At 73.4% G+C, this 24665-nt stretch carries 25 protein-coding genes; 10 read left to right on the top strand and 15 right to left on the bottom strand.

Features of this window, described 5'->3' with window-relative positions; all coding sequences use genetic code 11:
- Positions 1 to 29: 29 nt before the first annotated feature.
- The 6 genes from rlmB to ABT092_RS14005 form a co-directional block, all read right to left on the bottom strand.
- Complete coding sequence (gene rlmB, locus ABT092_RS14030) at positions 30 to 977, bottom strand: 23S rRNA (guanosine(2251)-2'-O)-methyltransferase RlmB (RefSeq protein WP_351243389.1); 948 nt, start codon at positions 975 to 977, stop codon at positions 30 to 32.
- A gap of 119 nt (positions 978 to 1096) precedes the next feature.
- Positions 1097 to 2494 (bottom strand): cysteine--tRNA ligase, encoded by a 1398-nt coding sequence (gene cysS / locus ABT092_RS14025; RefSeq protein WP_351243387.1) that lies wholly within the window; start codon positions 2492 to 2494, stop codon positions 1097 to 1099.
- Between the two features lie 124 nt (positions 2495 to 2618).
- Positions 2619 to 3023: a PPOX class F420-dependent oxidoreductase gene (locus tag ABT092_RS14020; protein ID WP_351243385.1), complete on the bottom strand. Its 405-nt coding sequence runs from the start codon at positions 3021 to 3023 to the stop codon at positions 2619 to 2621.
- A 166-nt stretch (positions 3024 to 3189) separates the two neighbouring features.
- Positions 3190 to 3690, bottom strand: a complete 501-nt coding sequence (gene ispF, locus ABT092_RS14015; protein ID WP_351243383.1) for a 2-C-methyl-D-erythritol 2,4-cyclodiphosphate synthase — start codon at positions 3688 to 3690, stop codon at positions 3190 to 3192.
- Entirely contained in the window at positions 3680 to 4447 is a 768-nt protein-coding gene (ispD, locus tag ABT092_RS14010; protein ID WP_351243381.1) for a 2-C-methyl-D-erythritol 4-phosphate cytidylyltransferase, read from the bottom strand. The genes ispF and ispD overlap by 11 nt, the downstream gene beginning before the upstream one ends.
- Positions 4448 to 4862: 415 nt before the next feature.
- Complete coding sequence (locus tag ABT092_RS14005) at positions 4863 to 5345, bottom strand: CarD family transcriptional regulator (RefSeq protein WP_003953493.1); 483 nt, start codon at positions 5343 to 5345, stop codon at positions 4863 to 4865.
- An 804-nt stretch (positions 5346 to 6149) separates the two neighbouring features.
- Between ABT092_RS14005 and ABT092_RS14000 the strand changes: the two genes are divergently transcribed.
- Positions 6150 to 6797: a copper chaperone PCu(A)C domain-containing protein gene (locus ABT092_RS14000; protein ID WP_351243379.1), complete on the top strand. Its 648-nt coding sequence runs from the start codon at positions 6150 to 6152 to the stop codon at positions 6795 to 6797.
- 84 nt (positions 6798 to 6881) lie between these two features.
- Here the strand turns inward: ABT092_RS14000 and phoP are convergent, their stop codons facing one another.
- Together phoP and phoR are read right to left on the bottom strand one after the other, a co-directional pair.
- Positions 6882 to 7553, bottom strand: a complete 672-nt coding sequence (gene phoP / locus ABT092_RS13995) for a two-component system response regulator PhoP (RefSeq protein WP_502968439.1) — start codon at positions 7551 to 7553, stop codon at positions 6882 to 6884.
- A 5-nt stretch (positions 7554 to 7558) separates the two neighbouring features.
- On the bottom strand, positions 7559 to 8854 hold the full coding sequence (phoR, locus tag ABT092_RS13990; protein WP_351243375.1) for a two-component system sensor histidine kinase PhoR: 1296 nt from the start codon (positions 8852 to 8854) through the stop codon (positions 7559 to 7561).
- A gap of 202 nt (positions 8855 to 9056) precedes the next feature.
- Between phoR and phoU the strand changes: the two genes are divergently transcribed.
- On the top strand, positions 9057 to 9740 hold the full coding sequence (gene phoU / locus ABT092_RS13985; protein WP_351243373.1) for a phosphate signaling complex protein PhoU: 684 nt from the start codon (positions 9057 to 9059) through the stop codon (positions 9738 to 9740).
- Positions 9741 to 9836: 96 nt separating this feature from the next.
- Here phoU and ABT092_RS13980 read toward each other — a convergent pair whose 3' ends face one another.
- A complete protein-coding gene (locus tag ABT092_RS13980; RefSeq protein ID WP_351243549.1) occupies positions 9837 to 10004 on the bottom strand; it encodes a hypothetical protein in 168 nt (55 codons plus the stop codon).
- A gap of 450 nt (positions 10005 to 10454) precedes the next feature.
- On the opposite strand from ABT092_RS13980, the gene ABT092_RS13975 reads away from it, so the two are divergent.
- From ABT092_RS13975 to ABT092_RS13965, 3 genes are all read left to right on the top strand, one after another.
- Positions 10455 to 12284 (top strand): trypsin-like serine protease, encoded by a 1830-nt coding sequence (locus ABT092_RS13975; RefSeq protein ID WP_351243371.1) that lies wholly within the window; start codon positions 10455 to 10457, stop codon positions 12282 to 12284.
- A 311-nt stretch (positions 12285 to 12595) separates the two neighbouring features.
- Complete coding sequence (locus ABT092_RS13970; protein WP_351243369.1) at positions 12596 to 13150, top strand: hypothetical protein; 555 nt, start codon at positions 12596 to 12598, stop codon at positions 13148 to 13150.
- Between the two features lie 125 nt (positions 13151 to 13275).
- Positions 13276 to 13911, top strand: a complete 636-nt coding sequence (locus ABT092_RS13965) for an NADPH-dependent F420 reductase (protein ID WP_351243367.1) — start codon at positions 13276 to 13278, stop codon at positions 13909 to 13911.
- 74 nt (positions 13912 to 13985) lie between these two features.
- Here ABT092_RS13965 and ABT092_RS13960 read toward each other — a convergent pair whose 3' ends face one another.
- Positions 13986 to 15314, bottom strand: coding sequence for an MDR family MFS transporter (locus ABT092_RS13960; RefSeq protein ID WP_351243365.1), 1329 nt, complete (start codon positions 15312 to 15314; stop codon positions 13986 to 13988).
- Positions 15315 to 15535: 221 nt separating this feature from the next.
- On the opposite strand from ABT092_RS13960, the gene ABT092_RS13955 reads away from it, so the two are divergent.
- The gene (locus ABT092_RS13955) at positions 15536 to 16297 is read left to right on the top strand and encodes a phosphoglyceromutase (protein WP_351243364.1); all 762 of its coding nucleotides are present in this window, start codon (positions 15536 to 15538) and stop codon (positions 16295 to 16297) included.
- An 80-nt stretch (positions 16298 to 16377) separates the two neighbouring features.
- Here ABT092_RS13955 and ABT092_RS13950 read toward each other — a convergent pair whose 3' ends face one another.
- A complete protein-coding gene (locus ABT092_RS13950; RefSeq protein WP_451364110.1) occupies positions 16378 to 16503 on the bottom strand; it encodes a hypothetical protein in 126 nt (41 codons plus the stop codon).
- Between the two features lie 717 nt (positions 16504 to 17220).
- Here ABT092_RS13950 and ABT092_RS13945 point away from each other — a divergent pair.
- The gene (locus tag ABT092_RS13945; protein ID WP_351243362.1) at positions 17221 to 18180 is read left to right on the top strand and encodes an SRA domain-containing endonuclease; all 960 of its coding nucleotides are present in this window, start codon (positions 17221 to 17223) and stop codon (positions 18178 to 18180) included.
- A gap of 51 nt (positions 18181 to 18231) precedes the next feature.
- Here the strand turns inward: ABT092_RS13945 and ABT092_RS13940 are convergent, their stop codons facing one another.
- Both ABT092_RS13940 and ABT092_RS13935 read right to left on the bottom strand, forming a co-directional pair.
- Positions 18232 to 18702, bottom strand: a complete 471-nt coding sequence (locus ABT092_RS13940; protein ID WP_351243360.1) for a hypothetical protein — start codon at positions 18700 to 18702, stop codon at positions 18232 to 18234.
- A 108-nt stretch (positions 18703 to 18810) separates the two neighbouring features.
- Positions 18811 to 19449: a class I SAM-dependent DNA methyltransferase gene (locus tag ABT092_RS13935; protein WP_351243358.1), complete on the bottom strand. Its 639-nt coding sequence runs from the start codon at positions 19447 to 19449 to the stop codon at positions 18811 to 18813.
- Between the two features lie 159 nt (positions 19450 to 19608).
- On the opposite strand from ABT092_RS13935, the gene ABT092_RS13930 reads away from it, so the two are divergent.
- On the top strand, positions 19609 to 19752 hold the full coding sequence (locus ABT092_RS13930; protein ID WP_351243356.1) for a hypothetical protein: 144 nt from the start codon (positions 19609 to 19611) through the stop codon (positions 19750 to 19752).
- A gap of 63 nt (positions 19753 to 19815) precedes the next feature.
- A complete protein-coding gene (locus tag ABT092_RS13925) occupies positions 19816 to 21108 on the top strand; it encodes a penicillin-binding transpeptidase domain-containing protein (protein ID WP_351243354.1) in 1293 nt (430 codons plus the stop codon).
- A gap of 83 nt (positions 21109 to 21191) precedes the next feature.
- Here the strand turns inward: ABT092_RS13925 and ABT092_RS13920 are convergent, their stop codons facing one another.
- On the bottom strand, positions 21192 to 21710 hold the full coding sequence (locus ABT092_RS13920; RefSeq protein ID WP_351243352.1) for a type III secretion system chaperone family protein: 519 nt from the start codon (positions 21708 to 21710) through the stop codon (positions 21192 to 21194).
- Between the two features lie 60 nt (positions 21711 to 21770).
- Positions 21771 to 23129, bottom strand: coding sequence for a D-inositol-3-phosphate glycosyltransferase (gene mshA / locus ABT092_RS13915; protein WP_351243350.1), 1359 nt, complete (start codon positions 23127 to 23129; stop codon positions 21771 to 21773).
- Positions 23130 to 23468: 339 nt separating this feature from the next.
- Here mshA and ABT092_RS13910 point away from each other — a divergent pair, with 339 nt between their 5' ends.
- A complete protein-coding gene (locus ABT092_RS13910; RefSeq protein WP_351243348.1) occupies positions 23469 to 24254 on the top strand; it encodes a class I SAM-dependent methyltransferase in 786 nt (261 codons plus the stop codon).
- Positions 24255 to 24665 lie beyond the last annotated feature (411 nt).

Raw genomic sequence — 24665 nt, 5'->3', positions numbered from 1 at the left:
TCCGGCCCCCGACAAACCCGCCGCGGGGGTCAGCGACGGCGCTGCCGGGCGGCCTCGTAGAGCACCACACCGGCGGCGACGCCCGCGTTCAGCGACTCGGCGCCGCCCGGCATCGGGATGCGCACCCGCACGTCGCAGGTCTCCCCCACCAGCCGGGAGAGCCCCTTGCCCTCGCTGCCGACCACGATGACCACCGGGCCGGCCAGGGCGGCGAGGTCCCCGACCTCGGCCTCCCCGTCGGCGGCCAGGCCGACCACCGTGAGGCCGGCCTTCTTGTACGCCTCCAGGGTCCGGGTGAGGTTGGTGGCGCGGGCCACCGGGGTGCGGGCGGCGGCGCCCGCGGAGGTCTTCCAGGCCCCCGCGGTCATCCCGGCCGCGCGGCGCTCGGGCACCACCACGCCGTGCCCGCCGAAGGCGGAGGCGGAGCGGACGACGGCGCCGAGGTTGCGGGGGTCGGTGACCCCGTCGAGCGCCACGATCAGCGGGTCGCCGCCCTCGTCGTGGGCGGCGGCGACGAGGTCCTCGGGGTGCGCGTACTCGTAGGGCGGCACCTGGAGGACGAGGCCCTGGTGGTTGAGCCCGTCCGTCATCCGGTCCAGTTCGGGGCGGGGGGCCTCCATCAGGTGGATGCCGCCGCGCTCGGCGGCGAGTTGGAGCGCCTCGCGGACCCGCTCGTCGTTGTCGATGAACTGCTGGACGTACAGGGTGGAGGCGGGGACGCCGCCGCGCAGCGCCTCGACGACCGGGTTGCGGCCGACGACCAGTTCGGAGGTCCCCTTGCCGCCGCGGCCGCGCGGGGTGGCGGTGCGGCCCTGGGAGCGGCGGGCCTTGGCGTTGGCGGCGCGCTGCTTGGCGTGGCCCTTGCGCATCTCGGCGGGCGGGGTGGGGCCCTTGCCCTCCAGGCCCTTGCGCCGCTGGCCGCCACTGCCGACCTGCGCGCCCTTCTTTCCGGACATGCGGCGGTTGTTTGCGGCCATGACGTATCCGTTCCTCGGGTGTCTCTCGGGTGCATCGGGGTCGCGTCCGGGCGGACGCGGGTGGGTCTGTGGACGAGTGTGCCGCCCGTGGGGGCGGGCGGCACGTCGCGTCGGAGGGATCAGCGGGGTCCGAGGGTCCAGCGCGGGCCCTGGGCGCCGTCCTCGATGACGAGTCCGGACTGGTTGAGCTGGTCGCGGATGGCGTCCGCAGTGGCCCAGTCCTTGCGGGCCCGGGCGGACTCGCGCTGTTGCAGCACCAGGCGGACCAGGGTGTCGACGACGCCGTGCAGGTCCTCGCCGCGGTCGTTCTCGCCGGACCAGTGCGGGTCGAGGGGGTCGAGCCCGAGGACGCCGAGCATGGCGCGCACCTCGGCGAGGCGGGCGACGGCGGCTTCCTTGTCGTCGGCGGCCAGCGCGCTGTTGCCCTGGCGGACGGTGGTGTGGACGATGGCGAGGGCCTGCGGCACGCCCAGGTCGTCGTCCATCGCCTCGGCGAACGCGGGCGGCACCTCGGCGGCCGGCTCGACGGGGCCGCCGGCCTTCTCCACCACCCGCTGGACGAAGCCCTCGATGCGGGCGAACGCCGACTCGGCCTCGCGCAGCGCCTCGGGGCTGTACTCGATGGTGGAGCGGTAGTGCGGGGTGCCGAGGTAGTAGCGGAGCACGATGGGCCGCCACTGCTTGACCATCTCGCTGACCAGGACGGAGTTGCCGAGGGACTTCGACATCTTCTCGCCGCTCATGGTCACCCACGAGTTGTGGACCCAGTAGCGGGCGAACTCGTCGCCGTACGCCTTGGCTTGGGCGATCTCGTTCTCGTGGTGCGGGAAGATCAGGTCGATGCCGCCGCCGTGGATGTCGAAGGCGGTGCCCAGGTACTTGTGGGCCATCGCCGAGCACTCCAGGTGCCAGCCGGGTCGGCCGCGGCCCCAGGGGGTCTCCCAGTCGGGTTCGCCGGGCTTGGCGGCCTTCCACATCGCGAAGTCGCGGGGGTCCCGCTTGCCGGAGGCGCCCTCGTCGGGCTGGCGCAGCTCGTCGAGGTCCTGGTTGGAGAGCGCCAGGTACTCGGGGAAGGAGCGCACGTCGAAGTAGACGTTGCCCCCGGACTCGTAGGCGTGGCCGCGCTCGATCAGGCCCTGCATCATCTCGACCATCTCGGTGACGTGGCCGGTGGCGCGGGGCTCGTAGGTGGGCGGCAGGCAACCGAGCGCCGCGTAGCCGTCGTTGAAGGCGCGCTCGTTCTCGTAGCCGATGGACCACCAGGGGCGGTCCTGCTCGGCGGACTTCTGGATGATCTTGTCGTCGATGTCGGTGACGTTGCGGACGAACGTCACCCGGTAGCCGCGGTGGGCGAACCAGCGGCGCATGATGTCGAAGTTCAGGCCCGAGCGGATGTGCCCGATGTGCGGGGCGGCCTGCACGGTCGCGCCACACAGGTAGATCGAGACACAGCCCGGGGTGAGGGGGGCGAAGTCACGGACCTGCCGGGCGCTGGTGTCGTACAGGCGAATAGTCACCCCCCCAGGGTAGTGGTCGCAGGGCAGTGCCCCGCGACCCCTGGGACACCCGGGGTGGCTGAAACGCCGTTTTCACGACATTGGAACGGGTTGGGGGAACACGGCTCCCGCACCGCGGTGGGGATCAGATCCGGCCAACGACCTTGCGCGGGGTGATCCGGACGACGACCCGCTGGGCGTCCTCGCCGGCGGCGGGGTTGAACTCGGCGTACGACTTGCCGGTGTACTTGAGGGAGAGCTCGTCGATCAGCTCGGGGCCGCCCTCGGTGGTGAGCTGTGCGCTGCCGCGGATCTCGGCGTAGGTGTAGGGGGCGTCGAAGGGCTGGAGCAGCACGGTGATCCGGGGGTCGCGGCGGAGGTTCTTCTCCTTGCGGCGGCCGACGGTGGTCGAGACCAACAGGTCGTCGCCGTCGCGCTTGACCCACACCGGTGAGACCTGGGGGCTGCCGTCGGGCTGGACGGTCGCGACGGAGACGAAGACGGGGGTGTCGAGCAGGCTCTTGAGGTCGTCGGAGAGCTGGGCGGACATGGGTTTCCCTTCGGGTCGTCCGGTCGGCGGGCCGGCCGGGGCCTGTTGCCGGGGCGTTCGAGCCCTAGCGCTACCCCGTGAGGCCGGTTTCGAACCGGGTCCGCCCGTTCGGAACGGGAACCCTCCGGTCCCCGTTCCGCGGTGGGCGACGGGGACCGGTCGCCGGTCAGGGGCGCGGGTAGACCAGGGCGGTGGCGATCGCGGCGAGGCCCTCGGCCCGGCCGGTCAGGCCCAGGCCGTCGGTGGTGGTGCCGGAGAGGGAGACCGGGGCGCCCACGGCTTCGGAGAGGGTCCGTTCGGCCTCGGCCCTGCGCTTGCCGACCTTCGGCCGCACCCCGATCACCTGTACCGACACGTTCCCGATCGCGAAACCGGCGGCGCGGACGATCCGGGCCGCCTCGGCCAGCAGGGTCACTCCGGAGGCCCCGGCCCATTCGGGTCGGGAGGTGCCGAAGTGGGCGCCGAGGTCACCCACCCCGGCGGCGGAGAACAGGGCGTCGCAGGCGGCGTGGGCGGCGACGTCCCCGTCCGAGTGGCCGGCGAGTCCGTACCCGCCGCTGTCCGCCTCGTCCCAGCGCAGCCCGCCGCACCACAGTTCGCGACCGGCTTCGAAGGCGTGCACGTCGGTGCCGACCCCCACCCGGGGGACGATCGGCTCAGTAGCCATCGGTGGCCCTCCTGCGGGCGAGCACCGCTTCGGCGAGCACCAGGTCCAGCGGCCGGGTGACCTTGAACGCCTCCTCGTGGCCGGGGACGAGCACCACCGGCCGGCCGGTGCGTTCCACCATCCCGGCGCAGTCGGTGGCGCCCTCGCCGTCGACGGGGACGGTGGCGTGCGCGTGGACGAGGGTGGCGCGGTCGAAGCCCTGCGGGGTCTGCACCGCGCGCAGCCGCGCCCGGGCGGGGGTGGCGACCACGGGTTCGGGGGCGTCGGGGCGGGCCGGGTCGCGCGGCTCGACCTCCTTGACGGTGTCGGCGAGCGGCAGCGCCGGCACCACGGCGGGGGCGCCGGCGTGCACCGCGGCGACCACGGCGTCCACCGTGTCGACGGGCACCAGCGGGCGGGCCGCGTCGTGCACGAGGACGGTGTCGACGTGCGGCGGCAGGGCGTCGAGGCCGAGGCGGACCGACTCCTGCCGGGTGTCGCCGCCGGGCACCACCAGGAAGTCGGTGCGCTCGGGCAGGGCGTGGGTGTCGAGCAGGGCCCGGACCTCGGCGGTGCCCTCGGGCGGGGCGACGACGACGACCAGGGCCACGGCGCGGGAGGCGGCCATGGCACGGACGGCGTGGACGAGCAGGGGGACGCCGCCGAGGGGGCGGAGGGCCTTGGGGGCGCCGGGGCCGAGGCGGACCCCGCGGCCGGCCGCGGGGATCACGGCCGCGGCCGTGGCTGCTGGTGGCGCTGGGCGCGATTCGTCAGTCATCGCTTCCGTTCAGGTTTGTGTGCTCGGGCGACATGGGTATGGCCTGGGGGTACCCCCGGCCGGCGGTCGGGGGGTGTGCCGGGCGCGACGCCTCGACCGAACCCTTCCGTGACATTTGGTCGAGCCGCTGCCCGGGCCCGGCGCACGAGGGGCGGTACCAGCGGGGCACGGGGGCGGTCTTCCGGGCGTTCCACCAGTCCAGCGGGTGCGCGCGTACGTGCCGCGTCCGCATGCGCGGCACGCCCGCACCCCTCTCCGCGCGGTCGGCGGGAGCCGGGAAACGGGCCGCGGACATGCCGCAGCGCCCGGCGACCTGGTGGGGTCATCGGGCGCCACGGCGTTTCCCTGCGTCAGGGCCGTTCGCGTCGGGTTCGAGCGCGCCCGGTACCGCGGCGCGGGGTGGGCGTCGGTCGCTTCAGGACGCGAGTACTTCGTCGAGCAGCGCTTCGGCCTTGTCCTCGTTGGTGTTCTCCGCCAGGGCCAGCTCGCTGACCAGGATCTGACGGGCCTTGGCGAGCATGCGCTTCTCGCCGGCGGAGAGCCCGCGCTCGCGCTCGCGGCGCCACAGGTCGCGCACGACCTCGGCGACCTTGATGACATCGCCGGAGGCGAGCTTCTCCAGGTTTGCCTTGTAGCGACGGGACCAGTTCGTGGGCTCCTCGGCGTACGGCGCGCGCAGCACCTCGAAGACCCGGTCCAGCCCGTCCTGACCGACCACATCACGCACGCCGACGAACTCCGCATTGTCCGCCGGTACGCGCACCGTCAGGTCACCCTGGGCGACCTTCAGCACCAAGTAGGTCTTGTCCACGCCTTTGATCTGGCGAGTTTCGATGGCCTCGATCAGCGCGGCCCCGTGATGGGGATAGACCACGGTGTCGCCAACCTTGAACGTCATGTGACAGGTACCCCTTCCGTGACTATCAAGGGTAACACGGATACGGCGTCCACTGAATGGCGTTTCCGCAGGTCAGAGCATATCTCGGGGCTTGACAACAACAACGGGAACGTGCTGCGGACGGGATCGCGCGACCGCCGACCGGCGGGTATTCGCAGGTCGGAGCGGCTGCACGGAGGGGGTGAAACGTGCACGTTACGAACCCGAACGGCGGAACGCAAGGAGACGAACGTCCCGGTTTGCCGGATTCGGATGGCGTGACTTCCCCCGGCTCCCGATGACTTTCCCGCACTTCCCGGTGGTCCCGCTACTCCGTTCGGCGGCCGGAGCCGCGTTCTGGAATTGATCACCCCGAGCCCGTTGATCAATTCCGCCGTAGCGTGTTCCCCGACGTTCCCGGATAGGTGCGGGTTAGCGGTGCGGGATTGACCGGAAAACCCGTGCGGACCGGGGAACTCCTTCCCCGCATAGCCGCCCCCCGACGCGCGTCCCGCGGGAAAGGTCGACGAGAGGAGAATTCCCGGCCCGCCGGCGGGCGCCCCCGCGCCCCTGACCTCCGGTCCCCCCGGCCCCGAGCCCCTAGGGGCGGGTCGGGTGCGGTCACCGGAGAGCGGGTCGATAACCTAAGGCCGCTGACGCATCCTTAGGGCGGCTTTATGGCCGCCCTGCTCGCCGTCCGAGGCCCTCCCGGTCCCGGAGGCGGGTCCGGTGCCCGTCGGCACCGGCACCACCCGCAGGACCAGCAGGACCCGCACCACCAACAGGACCCTCCGTACCGCCCACGTTCTAGGAGTTGCCGCCGCCGTGAGCAGCAGCCTTCGACGCGGCGCCCTCGCCGCCACCGCCATCGCGTTCTCGATCGCCACGCTCGCCGCCTGCGGCGCCGGCACGAACGCCCAGACGCTGGGCATCAAGCCGGACAACGCCGCCGTCACCGTCGGCAAGATCCAGGTCCAGAACTCGAACATCATCACCCAGCCGGAGCTGGAGGCGACCGGCCCCGCCGCCATCGCCGTCACCCTCTACAACAACGGCACCGAGGACCAGACCCTCGAATCCGTCGCCCTCGACGGCGCGGGCAAGGCCGAGCTGAAGGCCGCCGGTGGCGGCTCCACCGTGACGGTCCCGGCCGGCGGTCACCTCGTGATCGGCGGCAAGGGCAACGCGTCCGCCACGCTGCCGAGCGGCCGGGAGGCCGTGCAGGACGGCGACTCGCAGACCGTCACCTACACCTTCAGCAAGACCGGTGACGTGAAGGTCGACAGCTTCGTGGTGCCCGCCGCCAGCTACTTCAAGGACTGGGGCCCGACCGAGGCGCCGGCCGCGCCCGCGCCGAAGGCGTCCGAGGCGGCCGGGGACGCCGGCGCCGAGTCCTCCGAGGCCCCCGCCGAGGAGCCGGCCGAGGGCGCCTCCGCGCCCGCCGAGGGCGAGTCACCGGCCGGCCAGGGCTGACGCCCGCACCGCTCACGCACCGCCGGAGGGCGGGACCCCGGTCCGTCCGGGTCCCGCCCTCCGGCGTCGTCGTGCCCGGGCCCGTCAGGGCTCGAACTTGTAGCCCAGGCCGCGCACCGTCACCAGGTAGCGCGGGGCGCCCGGGTCCGGCTCGATCTTCGCCCGCAGGCGCTTGACGTGGACGTCCAGGGTCTTGGTGTCGCCCACGTAGTCGGCGCCCCACACCCGGTCGATCAGCTGCATCCGGGTCAGCACCCGGCCCGCGTTGCGCAGCAGCATCTCCAGCAGGTCGAACTCCTTGAGCGGCAGGTCGACCTTGGCGCCGGCCACCGTCACCACGTGCCGGTCCACGTCCATGCGGACCGGGCCGGCCTGGAGGGCCGCGGGGGTGACCTCCTCCGGTTCGCCGCGGCGGCGCAGCACGGCCCGGATGCGGGCGACCAGCTCCCGCGAGGAGAACGGCTTGGTGACGTAGTCGTCGGCCCCTATCTCCAGACCGACGACCTTGTCGATCTCGCTGTCCTTGGCGGTCACCATGATCACCGGGACGTTGGAGCGGAGGCGCAGTTGTCGGCAGACCTCGGTGCCGGGCAGCCCCGGCAGCATCAGGTCCAACAGCACCAGGTCGGCGCCGTTGCGTTCGAACTCGTCCAGGCCGTCGGGTCCGGTGGTCGCGATGGCGACCTCGAAACCCTCCTTGCGGAGCATGTACGACAGGACGTCGGAGAAGGATTCCTCGTCCTCGACGACGAGCACTCGGGTCACGGAAGGACCTCCGGGGAGGGAAGTGGTGCGAACGGGGGGGTTGGGGTCGTACCGGTCGGCCGGTGGTCACCCCCGCCGCCGGCACCGGGGAACCCGGTGCCGGCGGCGGAGCCGGGCGCGAGCAGGGGCCGGCCGCCGGAGGACTTCGCCTCCGGCAGCCGCAGCGTGAACGTGGAGCCCTGCCCCTCGGTGCTCCACACCGTGACCTCCCCGCCGTGCGAGGCGGCCACGTGCTTGACGATGGCCAGACCCAGGCCCGTGCCGCCGGTGGCACGGGAGCGGGCCGGGTCGACCCGGTAGAAGCGCTCGAAGACGCGCTCCTTGTCCCGGTCGGGGATGCCGATGCCCTGGTCGGTGACGGAGACCTCGATCAGGTCGCCGCCGGACTGGGCCACCCGGCGGGCGGCGATGCCCACCCGGGTGCGGGCGGCGCTGTAGTTCACGGCGTTCTCGACCAGGTTGCCGAGGGCCGCCGCGAGCTGGCCGCGGTTGCCCCAGATGCGCAGGTCGGCGGTGTCGGCCGCGGCGATGGTGATCTGCTTGGTGGACGCCTGGTGCCGGCAGCGGTCGATCGCCTCGGCCACCAGTTCGTCCACCCGCACCGGGCCGGCGTACTCCAGCGGGTCGTCGTTCTGCACCCGGGAGAGGTCGATCAGCTCCTGCACCAGGTTGGTCAGCCGGGTGGCCTCGACCTGCATGCGACCGGCGAACCGCTCCACGGCCTCCGGGTCGTCGGACGCGTCCATGACCGCCTCGGAGAGCAGCGACAGCGCCCCGGTCGGGGTCTTCAGCTCGTGGCTGACGTTGGCCACGAAGTCCCGGCGGACCGCCTCGATGCGTCGGGCCTCGGTGAGGTCCTCCACCAGCAGCAGCACCAGCCGGGAGCCGAGGGGGGCGACCCGGGCGGAGACGGCCAGCGCCTCTCCGCCGCGGCCCGCGCCGCGCTGGGGGAGGTCCAGTTCCGCCTGCCGTATCTCGCCGTCCCGCCGGGTGTCCCGGGCCATCTGGAGCATCGGGTCGATGGCGAGCTTCCCGCCCCGCACCAGTCCGAGGGCGTACGCGGCCGAGCTGGCCTTCACGACGCTGTCGGACTCGTCCAGCACCACCGCCGAGGAGCGGAGCACCGACAGGACGGTGTCCACCCCGGGCGGCAGCACGGGCTCGGTGTGCAGGGAGGAGCGGGGAGGGTGCTTCAGGTCGCGTTCGCTCCAGCGGAACGCCAGCATGGCGATGACGCCGGTGAGCAACCCGGCGATCGCTGCTGCTGCGGCGACCGCCGCGTTCACGTCCATGCCTCCAGGTTAGGCACCTCCGGGGACACCGCCCCAGGGGTGGCGGTGTCTGCTGCGACACTCGTCGCCCAGAGTTCACCGAGGGGAAAGGGCCGATTCACTCCGGGTGCCGGAATAGGACGCGTACGTGCCAGAACGTGGGAGCGTGGGTACACGAGCGCCGAGTGCCCAGTCTCTCAGGCAGAAAGAAGGACGGCCCAGGATGCGTGATGCGTACCACGAAGAACTGGACTCGATCGGCGACGACCTGGTCGAGATGGCCCGACTCGTCGGTTCGGCGATAGGACGCGCCACCACGGCGATCCTGGACGCGGACCTGAAGTTGGCGGAGTCGGTGATAGCCGGCGACCAGAAGGTCGACGACCTCCAGCACGACCTGGAGGCCCGGGCGATCGCCCTGCTCGCCCGGCAGCAGCCGGTGGCGACCGACCTACGGATCGTGGTCACCTCGCTGCGGATGAGCGCGGACCTGGAGCGCTCCGGCGACCTGGCGCAGCACGTCGCCAAGCTGGCGCGGCTGCGGTTCCCCGAGCGCGCCGTGCCGCAGGACCTGGCCGCCACCATCCTGGAGATGGGCCAGCTCGCACAGCGGCTGATGGCGAAGTCCGCCGAGGTCATCATCACCAAGGACGTCGACCTGGCGATGCAGCTGGAGCAGGACGACGACGCGATGGACCTGCTGCACCGGACGCTGTTCCAGCACCTGATCGACGAGCGCTGGAAGCACGGCATCGAGACCGCGGTGGACGTGACGCTGCTCGGTCGCTACTACGAGCGGTTCGCCGACCACGCGGTGTCCGTCGCCAAGCGGGTCGTGTACCTGGTCACCGGGGAGTACGCGGACGAGCTGACGCCGGGCCCGGCCGGCGTGGACGGCGGGATCTGACCGCTCCGGAACGTGGCCGTGCCCCGTACGGCGTCGTCGCGTACGGGGCACGGGGCACGGACGGTCCGCCGGGCGGACCGCTACGGCGCGGCGGGCTCAGCCGCAACCGCCGCCGCACTGGCAACCGCTGCCGGACTGGCAGCCGCAGGAGCACCCCGGCCCGCAGCCGCAGGCGCCCAGCAGGGCGAGGCGGGGCAGGGCGGGGCGCGGAGCGGCCAGGCTCGGGGGCTCGTCGACGGTGTCGGTGACTCGGGACTCGGCCACGGGGTTCCCTCCTTGGGGGCGCGTTGGCACGGTGTCTGTTCCCCACCGAGGGAAGCGCGCGCGGTGCGGCGCATCAACGGCGCATCAGCGGCGCACCCGTGCGTCCTCGACGGGCCGCGCGCCGGCGCGGCGGGCGGTGTGCGGGGCCGCGGGCGCGGGAGACGGCAGGGTTCGCGGGCCCCGCGCCCCCGTTCCGGCGGGTCGCGCGGGGCCCGCCCCACCCCTCGGCGTCCGCGCCCGCCGGTTCGACGGCGACTCAGCCGTGACCGGTGGAGCAGGAGTTGACCGGACCGGCGTTCCGGGGTCATCGCTCGCCCCGCGCGGGCCGGGGGCCATAGACTTCGGGCGGCCGTGGGGGGATCACGGGGACGTCGCGGGGAGCTGACGTCCCGCGGAACGTGCCGCCCTCCGTCGGCGTTCGTCCGAACGCACCCGTGGGGGGTACACCGCATGACTCACGCCCGCAGCCTCTACCGCAGACCCGGTGCCGTCCGGGCCGCGGCGACGGCCGCGCTCTCGCTCGCCCTGGTGGCCGGCGGCTCCGCGCTGCCCGCCGCCGCGGCCACGCCCGCCCCGGACCGCAGCGGCCTGCCGCCGGCCCCGGGCACCGCCGCCGCGGCGCCCCGCGCCGACGGTGCCGAGCTGCGCGAACGGCTCGCCGACGCGGTCCGCGCCACCGACTCGCGCGGCTCGCGCCCCGTGGGCGCGCCGGCGAAGGCCGGTGCCGCCGGCTCCGCTGGGGAGGCCGCCCGCAACGGGACCGACGCGCGCATCCGGCCGTTCATCGTGGGCGGGTCCGCGACCACGATCGGCAGCGCCCCGTGGATGGTCCAGCTCTGGTACTACGACGAGAACGCCGGCAAGGGCTCGTTCTGCGGGGGCTCGCTGGTCGCCCCCAACAAGGTGCTCACCGCCGCGCACTGCGTCCAGGGGCTCGACTGGCGCCGCTGGGGCCTCGCCCAGGCCGGCGCCACCAACCTCGGCGACCAGGCCGCGGGGACCATCGCCCGGGTGCACCGGGTGTGGAAGCACCCCAAGTACGACCACTCCAAGCTGCGCAACGACGTCGCGGTGCTCACCCTCGACCGCACCTTCAAGCAGAAGCCGCTGCCCCTCGCCCAGACCGGCGACAGCGCGCTGTACGCGCGGGGCACCGTCGGCACCGCCTACGGCTGGGGCCTGACCTCGGGCCGCACCAACGCGCAGCTCGCGCCGAAGCTGCGCAAGGTCAGCCTGCCCATGGTCGCGGACGGCACCTGCGACAGCGCGATGCGCCGCGTCATCGGCCGGGACTACTTCGTCGCCGGCGAGATGCTCTGCGCGGGCAAGCCGGCCACCGGCCGCGACACGGGCACCAACAGCCCCTGCCACGGCGACTCGGGCGGCCCGCTGGTCGTCCGGGGCAAGATCGTGGGCATCGTCTCCTGGGGCGTCGAGCGCTGCATCGCCAAGGGCGCGTACCCGGTGTTCACCAAGGTCCGCACCTACGTGGCCGACGCCTCGGCCCGCATCGACGACAGCGACCTGTCCTACGACGGCCGCGCCGACCTGCTGGTGCGCACCCCGGGCGGCACGCTGTACTCGCAGACCAGCCGCGGGCGGTCGCTGGCCGGCCGCACGGGCGCCCAGACCGGTTGGGGCGTCGCCAGCTGGGGCCTCCAGGCCGACCTGGACCGCGAGGGCACCACGGACATCCTGATCCGCAACAAGCAGGACGGGAAGCTGTACCGCGACTACCAGAAGCTCTCGGGCAACCGGTGGGTCTGGGCGCGGTCCGCGATCACCTCGGTGGGCGGCGGCTCGAAGTCGTACGCGGTGCCCGGTGACCTCACCGGCGACGGTTGGCCGGACCTGGCGGCCCTGGACTCGGCGGGCAGCGTCTACCTGTACCCGGGCAAGGGCAACGGCCAGTTCGGCACCAAGAAGAAGGTCGTCAACCAGGCGTGGAAGGGCGGCAAGCTCTTCGGCCGGGGCGACTTCACCAAGGACGGCAAGACGGACCTGCTGGTCCGGGACCGCGCGAACACCGTGTGGCTGTACCGGGGCACCGGCAAGGCGTCGGCACCGTTCGCGGCCAAGGTCAAGGTCCGCAGCAACTGGTCGTTCACCGCGCTGGTCGGCAACGGCGACATGACCGGCGACGGCATCGCGGACGTCCTCGCCCGCGACTCCGGCGGCAAGCTGTGGCTGTACCCCGGCACCGGCAAGGCGTCCTCGTCGATCTTCGGCACGCGCACCTCGCTGGGCAGCGGCTTCAACCAGTACGACCTGCTGTTCTGAGCCCTCCGCCCCGGCCGCGGGGCCCGGTGCCGCACACGGTGCCGGGCCCCGCGGCCAGGGCGCGCTGCGGTTCCGGAGCGCCCTCGCCGCGGGCCCGTCGCCCGGTCCTCGCCGGGGGTCGCACGGGGGCGCGCCGATGCGGTTCCGGGCCGGCGGCGCCGGCCCGGAACCCCTCCCGGCCCACCGGACGCCCCCGCCCCGGGGCCGCGTAAGGGCGGCGCGCACCGCGCCCGGCGCGCGCGGTGCGTGCGCCCCCGGGTCGACGGGAAATCCGGTGGCCCCACGGGGACGGCGGCCCTACCGTGCTGCGGATGATCCTTCTGGTCGGAGGCCCGCCCCGGGTGGGCAAGAGCACCCTCGCCGCCCTGCTGCTGGAACGGGACGGGCTCCCCCACTGCCCGACGGACGCACTGGTCTCGATGCTCCAGCACGCCGCCCCCGCGCTCGGCGTCCGGCACGGGGAGCACGCCTCGAAGGCCGCCGCGGCCCTGCCGTTCCTGGTGGAGTTCCTGCGCGCGATCGCCGACGGGATCGACCACGAGGACCCGCTCGACGGCTACGTCGTCGAAGGCGACGTCATCACCCTCGACGCGGTCGCCGCGGCCCGCGCGACGGGCCTCCCGGTGGCCCCGGTGTTCCTCGGCGACACCACGCTCACCGCCGAGCGGCTGCGCCTGGACCCGCAGTGGCTGGAGGGCGCCCCGGACGCCGTGTACCGGGACACCGCCGCCCGGGTGCGCGACCGCAGCACGGCCCTGCGGGACGCCTGCCGGGCGGCCGGCGCCCCCTTCGTCGACCTGGGCGACGGCGCCGGGTTCGGGGCCGGGCTCGAACGGGCCCGTGCGCTGCTGCTCCCCGGTCGCTGACCGTTCGGTCGTCCCGGGTCACCCGAGCGGTGCCGCACGCGGTGCCGCCGGCGCCCGGCCCTGCTGTACTGGCCGGGACCGACGGACAGCGGGCCGCACCGGCCCCGGCCAGGGAGCGGGACGACGTGACCACAGCGATCATCGGCACCGGGGCGATCGGCTCGCGGCTGGCCGCCGACCTCACGACGGGCGGCGAGTCGGTGCTCCTCGCCTCCCGCGACCTCGAACGCACCCGGGAACTGGCCGACCGGCTCGGCGACCGGGCCACCGCCACCACCGTCGACCAGGCGGTGGACATGGCCGACGTGCTGATCCTCGCCGTCTGGTTCGACACCATCAAGGAACTGATCGCCCGGTACGGGGACCGGCTCTCCGGCAAGGTGGTGGTGGACCCGTCGAACCCGATCGCCGTCGACGAGCGGGGCACCTTCACCAAGACCCTCCCCGAGGACCAGTCGGCCGGGGTGGTCATCGCCGGCCTGCTGCCGGCCGGGGCCCGCCCGGTCAAGGCGTTCGGCACGCTGCTGGCCGCCTCGCTGGAGCACGAGGCGCGCCGCGAGCCGGAGCGGGCGGTGGGCTTCTACGCGGCCGACGACCCGGCCGCCGGGGAGGAGGCCGCCCGACTGATCCGGGCGGCCGGCTTCGACCCGGTGCCGGTGGGCGGCCTCGACCAGTCCCTCCGCATCGAGGTGTTCGGCGACCTGCACGAGGGGACCCTCGGCCGGGTGCCCTCCGCGGACGAGGCCCGCGCCCTGCTCTGACACCGCCCCGCGGGCGCTCGCCCGCCCCTCGGTCCTCCGTCGGCGTCGGCCGCCGGCTCCGGCCCCGGCGCGGGTCACTCCCGGGCCTGCGCGGTGGCCGGGGCCTCCGGGGCGGTCGGCGGCGTCGAGGAGGTGACGGGTGCCGGCTCGACCTCCTTCGTCGTCCCCTCCACCGGCGGCAGCCCGCGCATCAGCGCCCAGTAGCCGAGCGCGGCGGCGGCGCCGAGCGCGGCGCAGCTCGCCCAGAGCCAGGCCGCGCCATGGCGGTCGATCACGAAGCCGGCCACCAGCGGGGCCCCGAGGCTGGCGACCGCCCAGGACATCGTGTACATGCCCTGGTAGCGCCCCCGGCCGTGGACCGGCGAGAGGCGGACCACCAGGCTGGTCTGGGTGGGGGCGTTCACGATCTCGCCGAGGGTCCACACCGCGATCGTCAGCATCAGCACCAGGACCGAGTCGGCGAAGGCGGTGAGGCCGAAGCCGATGCCCAGCACCAGGGAGGAGGCGATCAGCAGCGAGCGCGGGTCCCGGTGCTGGATGAACCGGGTGACGGGGATCTGGAGGACGACGATCAGCACGCCGTTCACCGACATGGCCAGGCCGAACTCGGCGGGGCTCAGCCCGACGTCGCCCATCGCGATCGGCAGGCCCACCGAACTCTGCATGAAGACCAGCGAGACCAGGAACGACAGCCCGACCACCCCCATGAACCGGGTGTCGCGCAGCACCGTCCCCAAGCCGACGTCCGGCTCCGCGGACCGCTCCTGCTCGCTGCGCACCGGCCGGGACTCCGGCAGCTTGACGAAGACCACGACGGCACAGGCCAGGGTCATCACCGCCTCGCCCAGGAACCCGGCGAGGTAGCTGTACTCGGCGATGAACCCGGCGGCGGCGGCCGAGATCGCGTACCCCAGGTTGATCGCCCAGTAGTTCAATGAGAAGGCCCGCACCCGGTCCTCGGGCGGGACGATGTCCGCGAGCATCGCCTGGACGGCGGGGCGCGAGGCGTTGGTGGCCGCACCGACCAGGAAGGCGACGGCGGCGATGGCCGCCGGGTGCTGGACCAGGCCGAGCACGGCGACCGACAGCGCGGTGGAGGTCTGGGCGATCAACAGGGTGGGGCGCCGGCCCAGCCGGTCCGCCATCACCCCGGCGCCGAGCGCCGAGACGACGCCGCCCAGCCCGTACAGCGCGGCCACGAGCCCCGCGAAGGAGGCGGAGTAGCCCCGCTCCAGGGTCAGGTACAGGGCCATGAAGGTGGCGACGAAGCCGCCGAGCCGATTGACCAGGGTGCTGGTCCACAGCCACCAGAAGGCCGGCGGCAGCCCCGAGACGGTCTCCCGCAGCGCGCGTCGGACGCTACCGCCCGCCGCCGCGGTGCGCTTGGTGTCCCCACCCGACATGCAGACCTCCCCCAGGGCACCACGTGCCAGGTATGTAAGTAGTGAATCGTGTGACCGGAAGTTACGCCGCACGGGCGGAAGATCACCACTGAATTGACGGGGATCGTCAATCGTCCAGGTCACGGCGGGGCCGCAGCGGGCGCGTCCGGCCGGGGAGCGGACACGTATCAGGGGCCGGACCGGCCGCGCGGCCTGGGCAGGGGTTCGATTACGCTCGGGGCATGGCCGACGCACCGTACAAGCTGATCCTCCTCCGCCACGGCGAGAGCGAGTGGAACGCGAAGAACCTGTTCACCGGCTGGGTGGACGTCAACCTGAACGAGAAGGGCGAGAAGGAGGCGGTCCGCGGCGGTGAGCTGCTGAAGGACGCCGGCCTGCTGCCCGACGTCGTGCACACCTCGCTCCAGAAGCGCGCGATCCGCACCGCCCAGCTGGCGCTGGAGGCGGCCGACCGCCACTGGATCCCGGTGCACCGCAGCTGGCGCCTGAACGAGCGTCACTACGGCGCCCTCCAGGGCAAGGACAAGGCGCAGACCCTCGCCGAGTTCGGCGAGGAGCAGTTCATGCTGTGGCGCCGCTCGTACGACGTCCCGCCGCCCCCGCTGGAGGACGGCACCGAGTTCTCGCAGAGCGACGACCCGCGCTACGCGACGATCCCGCCGGAGGTCCGCCCCCGCACCGAGTGCCTCAAGGACGTCGTCGCCCGGATGCTGCCGTACTGGTACGACGGCATCGTCCCGGACCTGCTGACCGGCCGCACGGTGCTCGTCGCCGCCCACGGCAACAGCCTGCGCGCCCTTGTCAAGCACCTCGACGGCGTCTCGGACGCCGACATCGCGGGCCTCAACATCCCGACCGGCATCCCCCTCTCCTACGAGCTGGACGCCGCGTTCAAGCCCCTCAACCCGGGCGGCACCTACCTCGACCCGGACGCCGCCGCGGCGGCCATCGAGGCGGTCAAAAACCAGGGCAAGAAGAAGTAAGCAGCGCCGAACAAGCCCCCTACCTGCGGGTTCTCCGCTGGTAGGGGGCTTCTTGGTGGGGCCGGGCCGTCCGTGGGCCGTCAAGTGCGGGACGGCTCGGGCCGGGCCGTGTCGAAGACGGCGGCCACGGCCTTGCGGGTGCGCTCCTGGCTGGACGGCATGAGGTGCGCGTACACGCGGAGGGTCAGCGCAGCAACCGCCGCCAAGGGACCCGAGCTTCCCAAGCTGATTGCTCCGCATGGGAGTTTCCGTAGTTCTCGTAAGCAGTTGCCCCACAGTCGCCTCCTGCCTCCCAGGCTCTGTCACACTCGCTTCATGGGGCGTTGCTCGGGGGTGACACGGCAGGGACAAGCATGCAGAAACCCGGCCAGACGGAGCGGCTACTGCCATGTGCACGGTGGTGGAGGCCGACGAAGCCAAAGCCCACGTGTCTCTACTCCTCCCCGGCTTCCGCGCACGCCGACGCGTCCGGAAGCACACCCGCAGGGTAGGCGGAGAGGCTGGTTCTGGCGGCTGCGGTGGCTCCTCCTGGGGTGGTTCGAAGCACTGCGCAACGCAGTGAGTCGGCACTCATGAGGGTGTTGGCCGGGCCGCCCCTGGGCCGTCCGAAGCCGCTCATCACTGGCCAAGGATGACCAACAGCGACCACCAGGCACCCGAGCCCACCGCCCCCGACCAGCAAAAACCCAGCTCGCCGAGATCCCCGGCAACACCCAGGGCAAGAAGAAGTAACGCACTGCCTGAACGCCCCCGACCTGCGAGTTCTTCGCGGGTCGGGGGCTTCTTGATGGGTGCGGGCGACCGACCCGGTGGATCAATGTCCGTTTTGGACATCGATTTTCCGCATCCGATTCGCCGGTTCAGCGCCTCGCGGGGTACTCTACGACCCGTCCTAGTAGCCACCGCCCCCGAGGAGAGCAGACGTGACGGAGGCCCCCGCCCCGCCCGGAACCGCATGGCACCTCCGGCCGGGTGACCTGATCGAGCGCAAGCAGCTGCACGTGCAGTACGGCGGACGGACCCAGGGCGGCATCGGGCCGTCGGCCAGGACGCCGAACGTCATGGTCTTCACGGACCCGGTCGCCGGCGAGAAGCACGGCTACTACGACGGCTGGATGCCCGACGGGCTGTTCCACTACAGCGGCGAGGGGCAGTACGGCGACCAGCGGATGGTGTCCGGCAACGCCAGCATCCTGAACCACGTCGCCGAGGGCCGTGCGCTCCGGGTGTTCCAGGGCGCCCGCGGCACGGTCACCTACCTCGGCCAGTTCGTCACCGAGGGGTGGTACGAGGCCGACGCCCCGGAAACCGGGGACGGTCCCCTCCGGAAGGTCGTCGTCTTCACGCTCCGGCCGGTGGACACCCCGCCGCAGGCCCCCGGTACGAAGCTGGGCCGGCTCCTGGCCGGCCAGGCCGCGGCCGTCGTCGAGATCGACGTGGAGCAGCACGAGACCGAGAAGTCGTTCGTGCAGCCGAACCGGGAGCCGTACGAGGCGGAGCGCCACGAGGCCAAGTTGGTGCAGCGGTTCGGCGACTTCTTGCGGACCCGGGGGCACCGGGTGGGCCGGCACCGCATCCTGCCGCCCGGTGAGACCCGTCCGCTGCTGACCGACCTGTACGTGCCGGACCTCGCGCTGCTCGTCGAGGCCAAGGGCAGCGTCACGCGCGAGAACGTGCGCATGGCCATCGGTCAGCTCGCCGACTACGGCCGGTTCGTGGCGGCACGGCACCGGGCGATCCTGGTCCCGAGCGAGCCGCGGGAGGACCTGCTGGCCCTCGCCGCCACCGCGGGCCACGCCTTCCTCTGGCCCGAGGGCAAGGGCTACGGCTGCACCGACCAGGAGTTGCGGGCGGCACTCGTCGAGGGCGCCGGGAGCAGCTGACACCGGTCGCTGCGGGCCGGGCCGTGCTCGGGCCCGTGGCGGTGGCGGCGGTCAGTCGTCGGATCGGCGGGCCGCCTCCCACTCCTGGCGCTGCCAGAACAGCGTCAGGAAGAGCACGAGGAGGAGGTCGTCGGGGAGCGCCCGGCTCCCGTCGTGCAGCCGCACCCGAATCGGACGGGTGCCGAGACGGTCGTAGAAGACCTCCAGCGGGCCGATGCCGCGCACCCGGTTCCCGCCTCCGTCGTGCCGGAGTTCATAGGGGCCGATGCGCAGGAGACGGGCGCCGAACCTGCTGCACTCGCAACTCCACTGCCCGACCGTGCGCGGCCGGGTGGACCACTTCCGGTAGGTGATCTCGACGTCGCCCACGGAACGCAGCGTCGTGCCGAACCGCTGGTACACCAGCGGCCACGGCCCCAGCGCGCGCGGCGTGCTGTCCAGCCATTCCCTCCGGCGGTAGGAGACCGGCACGTCGCCGATGCTGCGCAGCAGTCCCCTCGCGTACGTCAGCTCGATGTCCATGTGGTGCCTCGTCTGCGGACGGCGCCCGGGTCGGGCCCGGGTCCGGGGCACGGGGTGTCCCTTCCGTTATGCCACTGCCCGCCCGGCGCCCGCAACCGCGGGGCCGTCTCACTCCTTCCGCATCAGCAGGTGCCCCCGGCGGAACCGCTCCCCCTCCTGCGGTTCCCGCAGCATCCGGCCGACCTCGGTGAACCCGGCCGCGTGCGCGAGGCCGGCGAGTCGGTCGATCGGCCAGCGGTAGGCGGTGACCACCTTGTGGTCGAACGGGGCGGCGGGCCCGCCCTCCGACTCGAAGAACCCGAGCAGGAGGTGCCCCCCGGGTGCGGTGATCCGGTGGAACTCCGCGAGGTAGGCGGGCACTTCCCGCGGCGGTAGGTGGATGAGCGAGTACCAGGACACGACGCCCCCGAGTTCGCCGTCCGGGAGGTCCAGGGCGTCCATGGAGGCGAGCTCGAACCGCAGTCCCGGGTAGGCGGTCCGGGCCAGTCGCACCATCACCGGCGACAGGTCGACGCCGAAGACGTCCACTCCCAGGTCCCTCAGGTGGGCGGTCAGGTAGCCCGGCCCGCAGCCCAGCTCGGCCACCGGGCCGGCGCCCGGGGACTGCACCGAGTCCGCGAAGGCTGCGAGCACGGCGCGATCCAGGGGAAGGGCGTCCAGCGAGTCCCTGACGAGTTCCTCGTACAGGACGGCGATGCCGTCGTACGCGTCGGCGGTGGCGGCCAGGTGGTCCGGTGTGGCGGTCATGGGCAGCAGAGCTTAGGGGACGGCGGGGCGGGCGGCGTCGGGTTCGCGCCGTCGCCGGGCGCACCCGGGCGCGGACCCGGCGGACGATGCCGGGCAACCGTTCGGATCCGGGCGACGTCCCCGAAGGAAAGCCGGTGGTGAAGCGTGGGGGGAAGCACGGTGTCAGAGCTCCTGGTGGGGGCGGCGCAGTGGATCGGTCGCGGCATCTGGATCGCCCTGGACCTCCTCAATCTGTACAGCGGGGCCAAGGACCTGCGGGACGACGTCCGTCGCCACCGGAGGCGACGGCGACGACGGGCATGAGGCGTGCGCTTCCGACCGACTGCCGTCAACTCGCTTGGCGGCGAGGGTTCTTAGGATGAGTCCATGTCTCCTTCCGCACCGCACCGCGCCACCTTCCTCGCCGCACTGGCCGTCCTGCTCGTCGTCCCGCTGGCGGGCTGCTCCGAGGACCGGTCCGTCGAGGGGGAGAAGTCGAAGGCCCCCGCCGGTCGGTCCGACCCGGGACGGGCGGAGACGACCGCACCACCACCCGACCCCGCGAAGGGCCTCGGCGACATCCTGGTGGACGGCCGCCCGGTGACCGGTTCGCAGAAGTCGGACGTCCCGGGCCCGGTTCCGTTCCGACGCACCTACACCGACGGGGAGTTGTACGGGTCCGTCACGGGCTACCGGTCGACCAGCTTCGGTGCGGGCGGCCTTGAGGGGGCGATGAAGGCCGACATCGAGGCGGGCCGGGACGTGGCGACGACCATCGACCCCGAGGCCCAGCGCGCGGCCTTCGAGGGGCTGCGGGGGCGGCACGGAGCCGCGATCGCCCTGGACGCCGGGACGGGCGACGTCGTCGCCCTGGTGAGCGCCCCGGGCTTCGACCCCGCGGCCTTCAGCGGCAACTCGCCCGAGGACGCGCAGGCATGGCAGCGGGTGAACGACGAGAAGGCCCTGCCCCTCTTCAACCGGGCCCTGCGGGACGTCCGGAACCCCGGTGCCGCCGCCCACCTCATCGTGGCCACGGCCGCCTTGGAGGAGGGCGTGCTCGACTCGGTGGACTCCCCCGTGCGGGCCCCGGCGGTGTACGTCGTCCCGGACAGCAAGAAGCGGATCGGCGGCGACCCGGACCGGTGCGTGGACACCACGCTGCGGGATGCGTGGCGGCACGACTGCGCCAATGTCTTCGCCCGCCTCGCGTCCGACCTGGGGCCGGAGGTCCTGGGTTTCACGGGCGAGGCGTTCGGGTTCGCCTCCAACGGGGGTGACGGGCTCCTGCCGGTACGGGTGGCCGGAGGGGGCGGGTGGTCGACGGGGTCCTCGGACGCCGCCGACGGACTTTCCGGGATCAAGGTCAGCCCGCTGCACCTGGCGCAGATGATGGCCGTGATCGGCAACGGGGGCAACGGGCTCCACCCCCGTCTGATCGCCGGCCGGACGGCGGACCGTCCCGCGGGGCGGGCGATCGACCGGCGGACCGCGGACCAACTGCGGTCGGTGGTGGGGGACTCGGTCGACGCCTGGGTTCCCGCCGCGTCAGCCAGTTGGTCCCTGGTGTCGGCCCGGGCCGGTGGGCGGGACCTGGTGGTCGCCGTCCTCCTCGACACCCGGACGAAGGACACCGAGCGGGCCGGGGAGATCGCCCGGCGGATCGCCTCGGCCGGGGAGTAGGGCGGCGGGCCGTCGTCTGCGGTGCGTACCTCCTGTCGTTCCGTGGTGCGGCCGGCGCCGGGGCCGCACCACCGGCCGTACGGTCAGCCGTTCGTCTCCGGTGACGGGCTGTCGGGCGCGGCGTCGCGGGTGAGGTGGGTGAAGGCGTCCAGGTTGCGGGTGGACTCGCCGCGGGACACCCGCCAGGCGTACTCGCGGCGGATCGAGGTGGCGAAGCCGAGTTCCAGCAGGGTGTTGAAGGAGCCGTCCGCGACTTCGAGGACGGACCCGAGGATCCGGTCGACCTCCTCGGAGGTGACGGCGGCCAGCGGCAACCGCCCGACCAGGTACACGTCCCCCAGGTGGTCGAGGGCGAACGCGACCCCGAACAACCTGAGGTTCCGTTCCAGGATCCAGCGGTAGACCTGCTCGGCGTTCTCGTCGGGGCGGCGCACCACGAAGGCGTTCAGGGACAGCGTGTGCTCGCCGACGACCAGGGACACGGTCGTGAAGAGCTTGCGGGTACCGGGCAGCTTCGCCACGTAGGTGCCCGTCTCGGGGCTCTCCCACTCGACGTCCGCCTCGGTCAGTGCCCGCTCGATGATCGCCGCCGCGTCAGCCATGCGGTGAGCCTACGGGACCGGCTCCCGGCGGCGCCGCCGGGAGCACCTGCGCGCTCCCGCTCAACCGTGGACCTTGGCCGGGCCGCGGCGGTACTCGTGCAGGGCTGCCGTGTACACGTCGGCCGTGGCCGCCGCCGCCGCGCCCCAGCCGAAGGACTCGGCGTGGCGGGCCGCCGCCGCGCCCATCCGGAACGACATGGCCGGGTCCTCGGCGTAGGCACCGAGCACGCGCGCGTAGGCCACCGGGTCGTGACCGGGTATCAGATGGCCGGTGACCCCGTCCCGCACCGCGACCGGCAGCCCTCCGACCCGGGCGGCGAGCACCGGGGTGCCGGCGGCCTGCGCCTCGATCGCCACCAGGCCGAACGACTCGCTGTGCGAGGGCATCACCAGGACCGAGGCGGCCCGGAACCAGTCGGCCAACTCCTCCTGGCGCACCGGCGGCCGGAAGCGCACCACGTCGGCTATGCCCAGGCGGGCGGCCAGCTTCTGGAGGCCCTCCGGTTTCGCCAGCCCGGAGCCGCTGGGGCCGCCGACCACGGGGACGACCAGGCGGCTGCGGAGCCCGGGGCGCTCGGCCAGGAGGACGGCGACGGCGTGGAGCAGCACGTCGGGTGCCTTCAGCGGCTGGATGCGGCCCGCGAAGAGCGGGACCAGGGCGTCCGGCGGCAGTCCGAGGCGGGCGCGGGCGGCGAGCCGTCCGTCGGCCGGGCGGAAGCGTTCCAGGTTGACGCCGGGGTGGACCACGGCGACCTTGTCGGGGTGGGCCTCGTAGTGGCCGACGAGGTCGTCGGCCTCCTCGGCGGTGTTGGCGATGAGCCGGTCGGCGGCGCCCACGATCTGGGTCTCGCCGATGACCCGGGCGGCCGGTTCGGGGGTGTCGCCCTCGGCGAGGGCCGCGTTCTTGACCTTGGCCATGGTGTGCATGGCGTGCACCAGGGGGACGCCCCAGCGCTCGGCGGCGAGCCAGCCGACGTGACCGGAGAGCCAGTAGTGCGAGTGGACCAGGTCGTAGTGGCCGGGGCGGTGCCGCGCCCAGGCCTGCATGGTGCCGTGGGTGAACGCGCACAACTGGGCCGGTAGGTCCTCCTTGGCGAGCCCTTCGTAGGGGCCCGCGTCGACGTGGCGCACCAGGACGCCGGGGGCCAGCTCCACGGTGGGCGGCAGTCCGCCGGTGGTGGCGCGGGTGAACACCTCCACCTCGATGTTCAGCTCGGCGAGTCGCCTGGCCAACTCCACGATGTAGACGTTCATGCCGCCGGCGTCGCCGGTGCCCGGCTGGTGCAGGGGGGAGGTGTGCACGCTGAGCATGGCGATGCGGCGCGGGCGGCGGAGGGTGCCCGGCAGTCTCAGCCGGGAGGGGGAACGGGGAGGGGAAGCGGTGGATCGTCGCCCGAGCCTGCTGACGTAGTGGCTCACGAAGCGGTCCTCCTCGTGGCTGCTTCCGGTCGTCCTGCGGGGGCGGCGCCGCCCGGCTCCCTTGCCGGTGCGGGCCCGAGGGCCCGCGGTCCGTTTTCCCTCCGGCCGCGCGTGACGCCCCGCCCCGAAAAGGGGTGCGAGGTGTACGAGGAACCCCCGGAGGGTCGCGGCCAACCCTCCGCAGCGCTGCAACGCCATACGGTGTCGTTCCCTTCCCATTTTGCACAACTATTACGTTGCGCTCATCAACCATGCAGGTCAGAGGCCATCACATACGCTCCGTGACGGCCCGTACGGTGATTACACGCGCGGCGCAGCGGGATGGTTACCCTCGTGGGCATGTCGTCTCGCCCCGTGGGGACGGTGACCCGCGGGACCACCAACCCGAACCGACTGCGCCGCATGGACCGCTGGATCGCCGCCGTCCACGCCCCCGTGCTGCGCCGCGCCGGCGACCCCGTGGCCGTGGACCTCGGTTACGGGGCCGCCCCCTGGACCGCGGTGGAGCTGCTCCACCGGCTGCGCACCGTCGCGCCCCGCGCGCGGGTGGTCGGGGTGGAGATCGATCCGGCCCGGGTGGCCGCGGCGGCGCCGTACGCGTGCGAGGGACTCGCGTTCCGGCACGGCGGTTTCGAGGTGCCGTTGCCGGGCCGTCCGGTGCTGATCCGGGCGGCGAACGTGTTGCGCCAGTACGACGAGTCCGAGGTGGGCGCGGTGTGGCGACGGCTGTGCGCCCGGCTCGCCCCGGAGGGCCTGTTGGTGGAGGGCACCTGCGACGAGGTCGGACGCCGGCACGTCTGGGTCGCGCTGGGCCCGGAAGGCCCCCGCACGGTGACCTTCGCGGCCCGGCTCGCCGCCCTGGAGCGCCCCTCGGACCTCGCGGAACGGCTGCCGAAGGCGTTGATCCACCGCAATGTGCCGGGTGAGCCCGTGCACGCGTTCCTCCGCGACTTCGACCGGGCGTGGGCGAGCGCCGCGCCCTACGCCTCGTACGGCGCCCGGCAGCGGTGGATGCGGGCGGTCGGGGAGCTGAGGGCGGGGGGCTGGCCGGTGCTGGACCGCCCGGTGCGGTGGCGACAGGGCGAAGTGACCGTGGCGTGGGAGGCGTTGGCCCCGGTCGGCTGAGCGGGTGGGACTGCCGGGGCGCCCGTGGCACCGGGTGCGGGAGGGCGGTGCGCCGCGACCCCGCCGCCGGTTCCGTCAGCCGGTGAAGCGGCTCTCACACCTGCGGGTGAACATCCGTGCGACCGGCCTCGAACGGGAACGAACACCGGCGTCCGGTCGTCATTCGGAGCGGACCGGCCGGGACGGCGGACCGGTACGAGGGGCGGCGGGCAGCCGGGCGGACGGACGGCGCTGAGGCGACGGACGGTACGGCGGACGGGGAGATGACGGACGGAGGGGACGGAGGGACGGGGAGGGAAGCGCCGGGCCGGGGGGACGACCAGGTGACGGTCCCGGGGCGGCGAGCGACAGCGCGGGGCACAGGGAGGGGACGAACAGTGCAGGTGGTGCGGCGGACACGGGTGGGGCGAC

Source organism: Streptomyces sp. NPDC002490 (assembly GCF_040296045.1).
In the GTDB taxonomy this organism is placed as follows: Bacteria; Actinomycetota; Actinomycetes; order Streptomycetales; family Streptomycetaceae; genus Streptomyces.
This window is presented reverse-complemented; position numbering and strand designations above follow the sequence as displayed.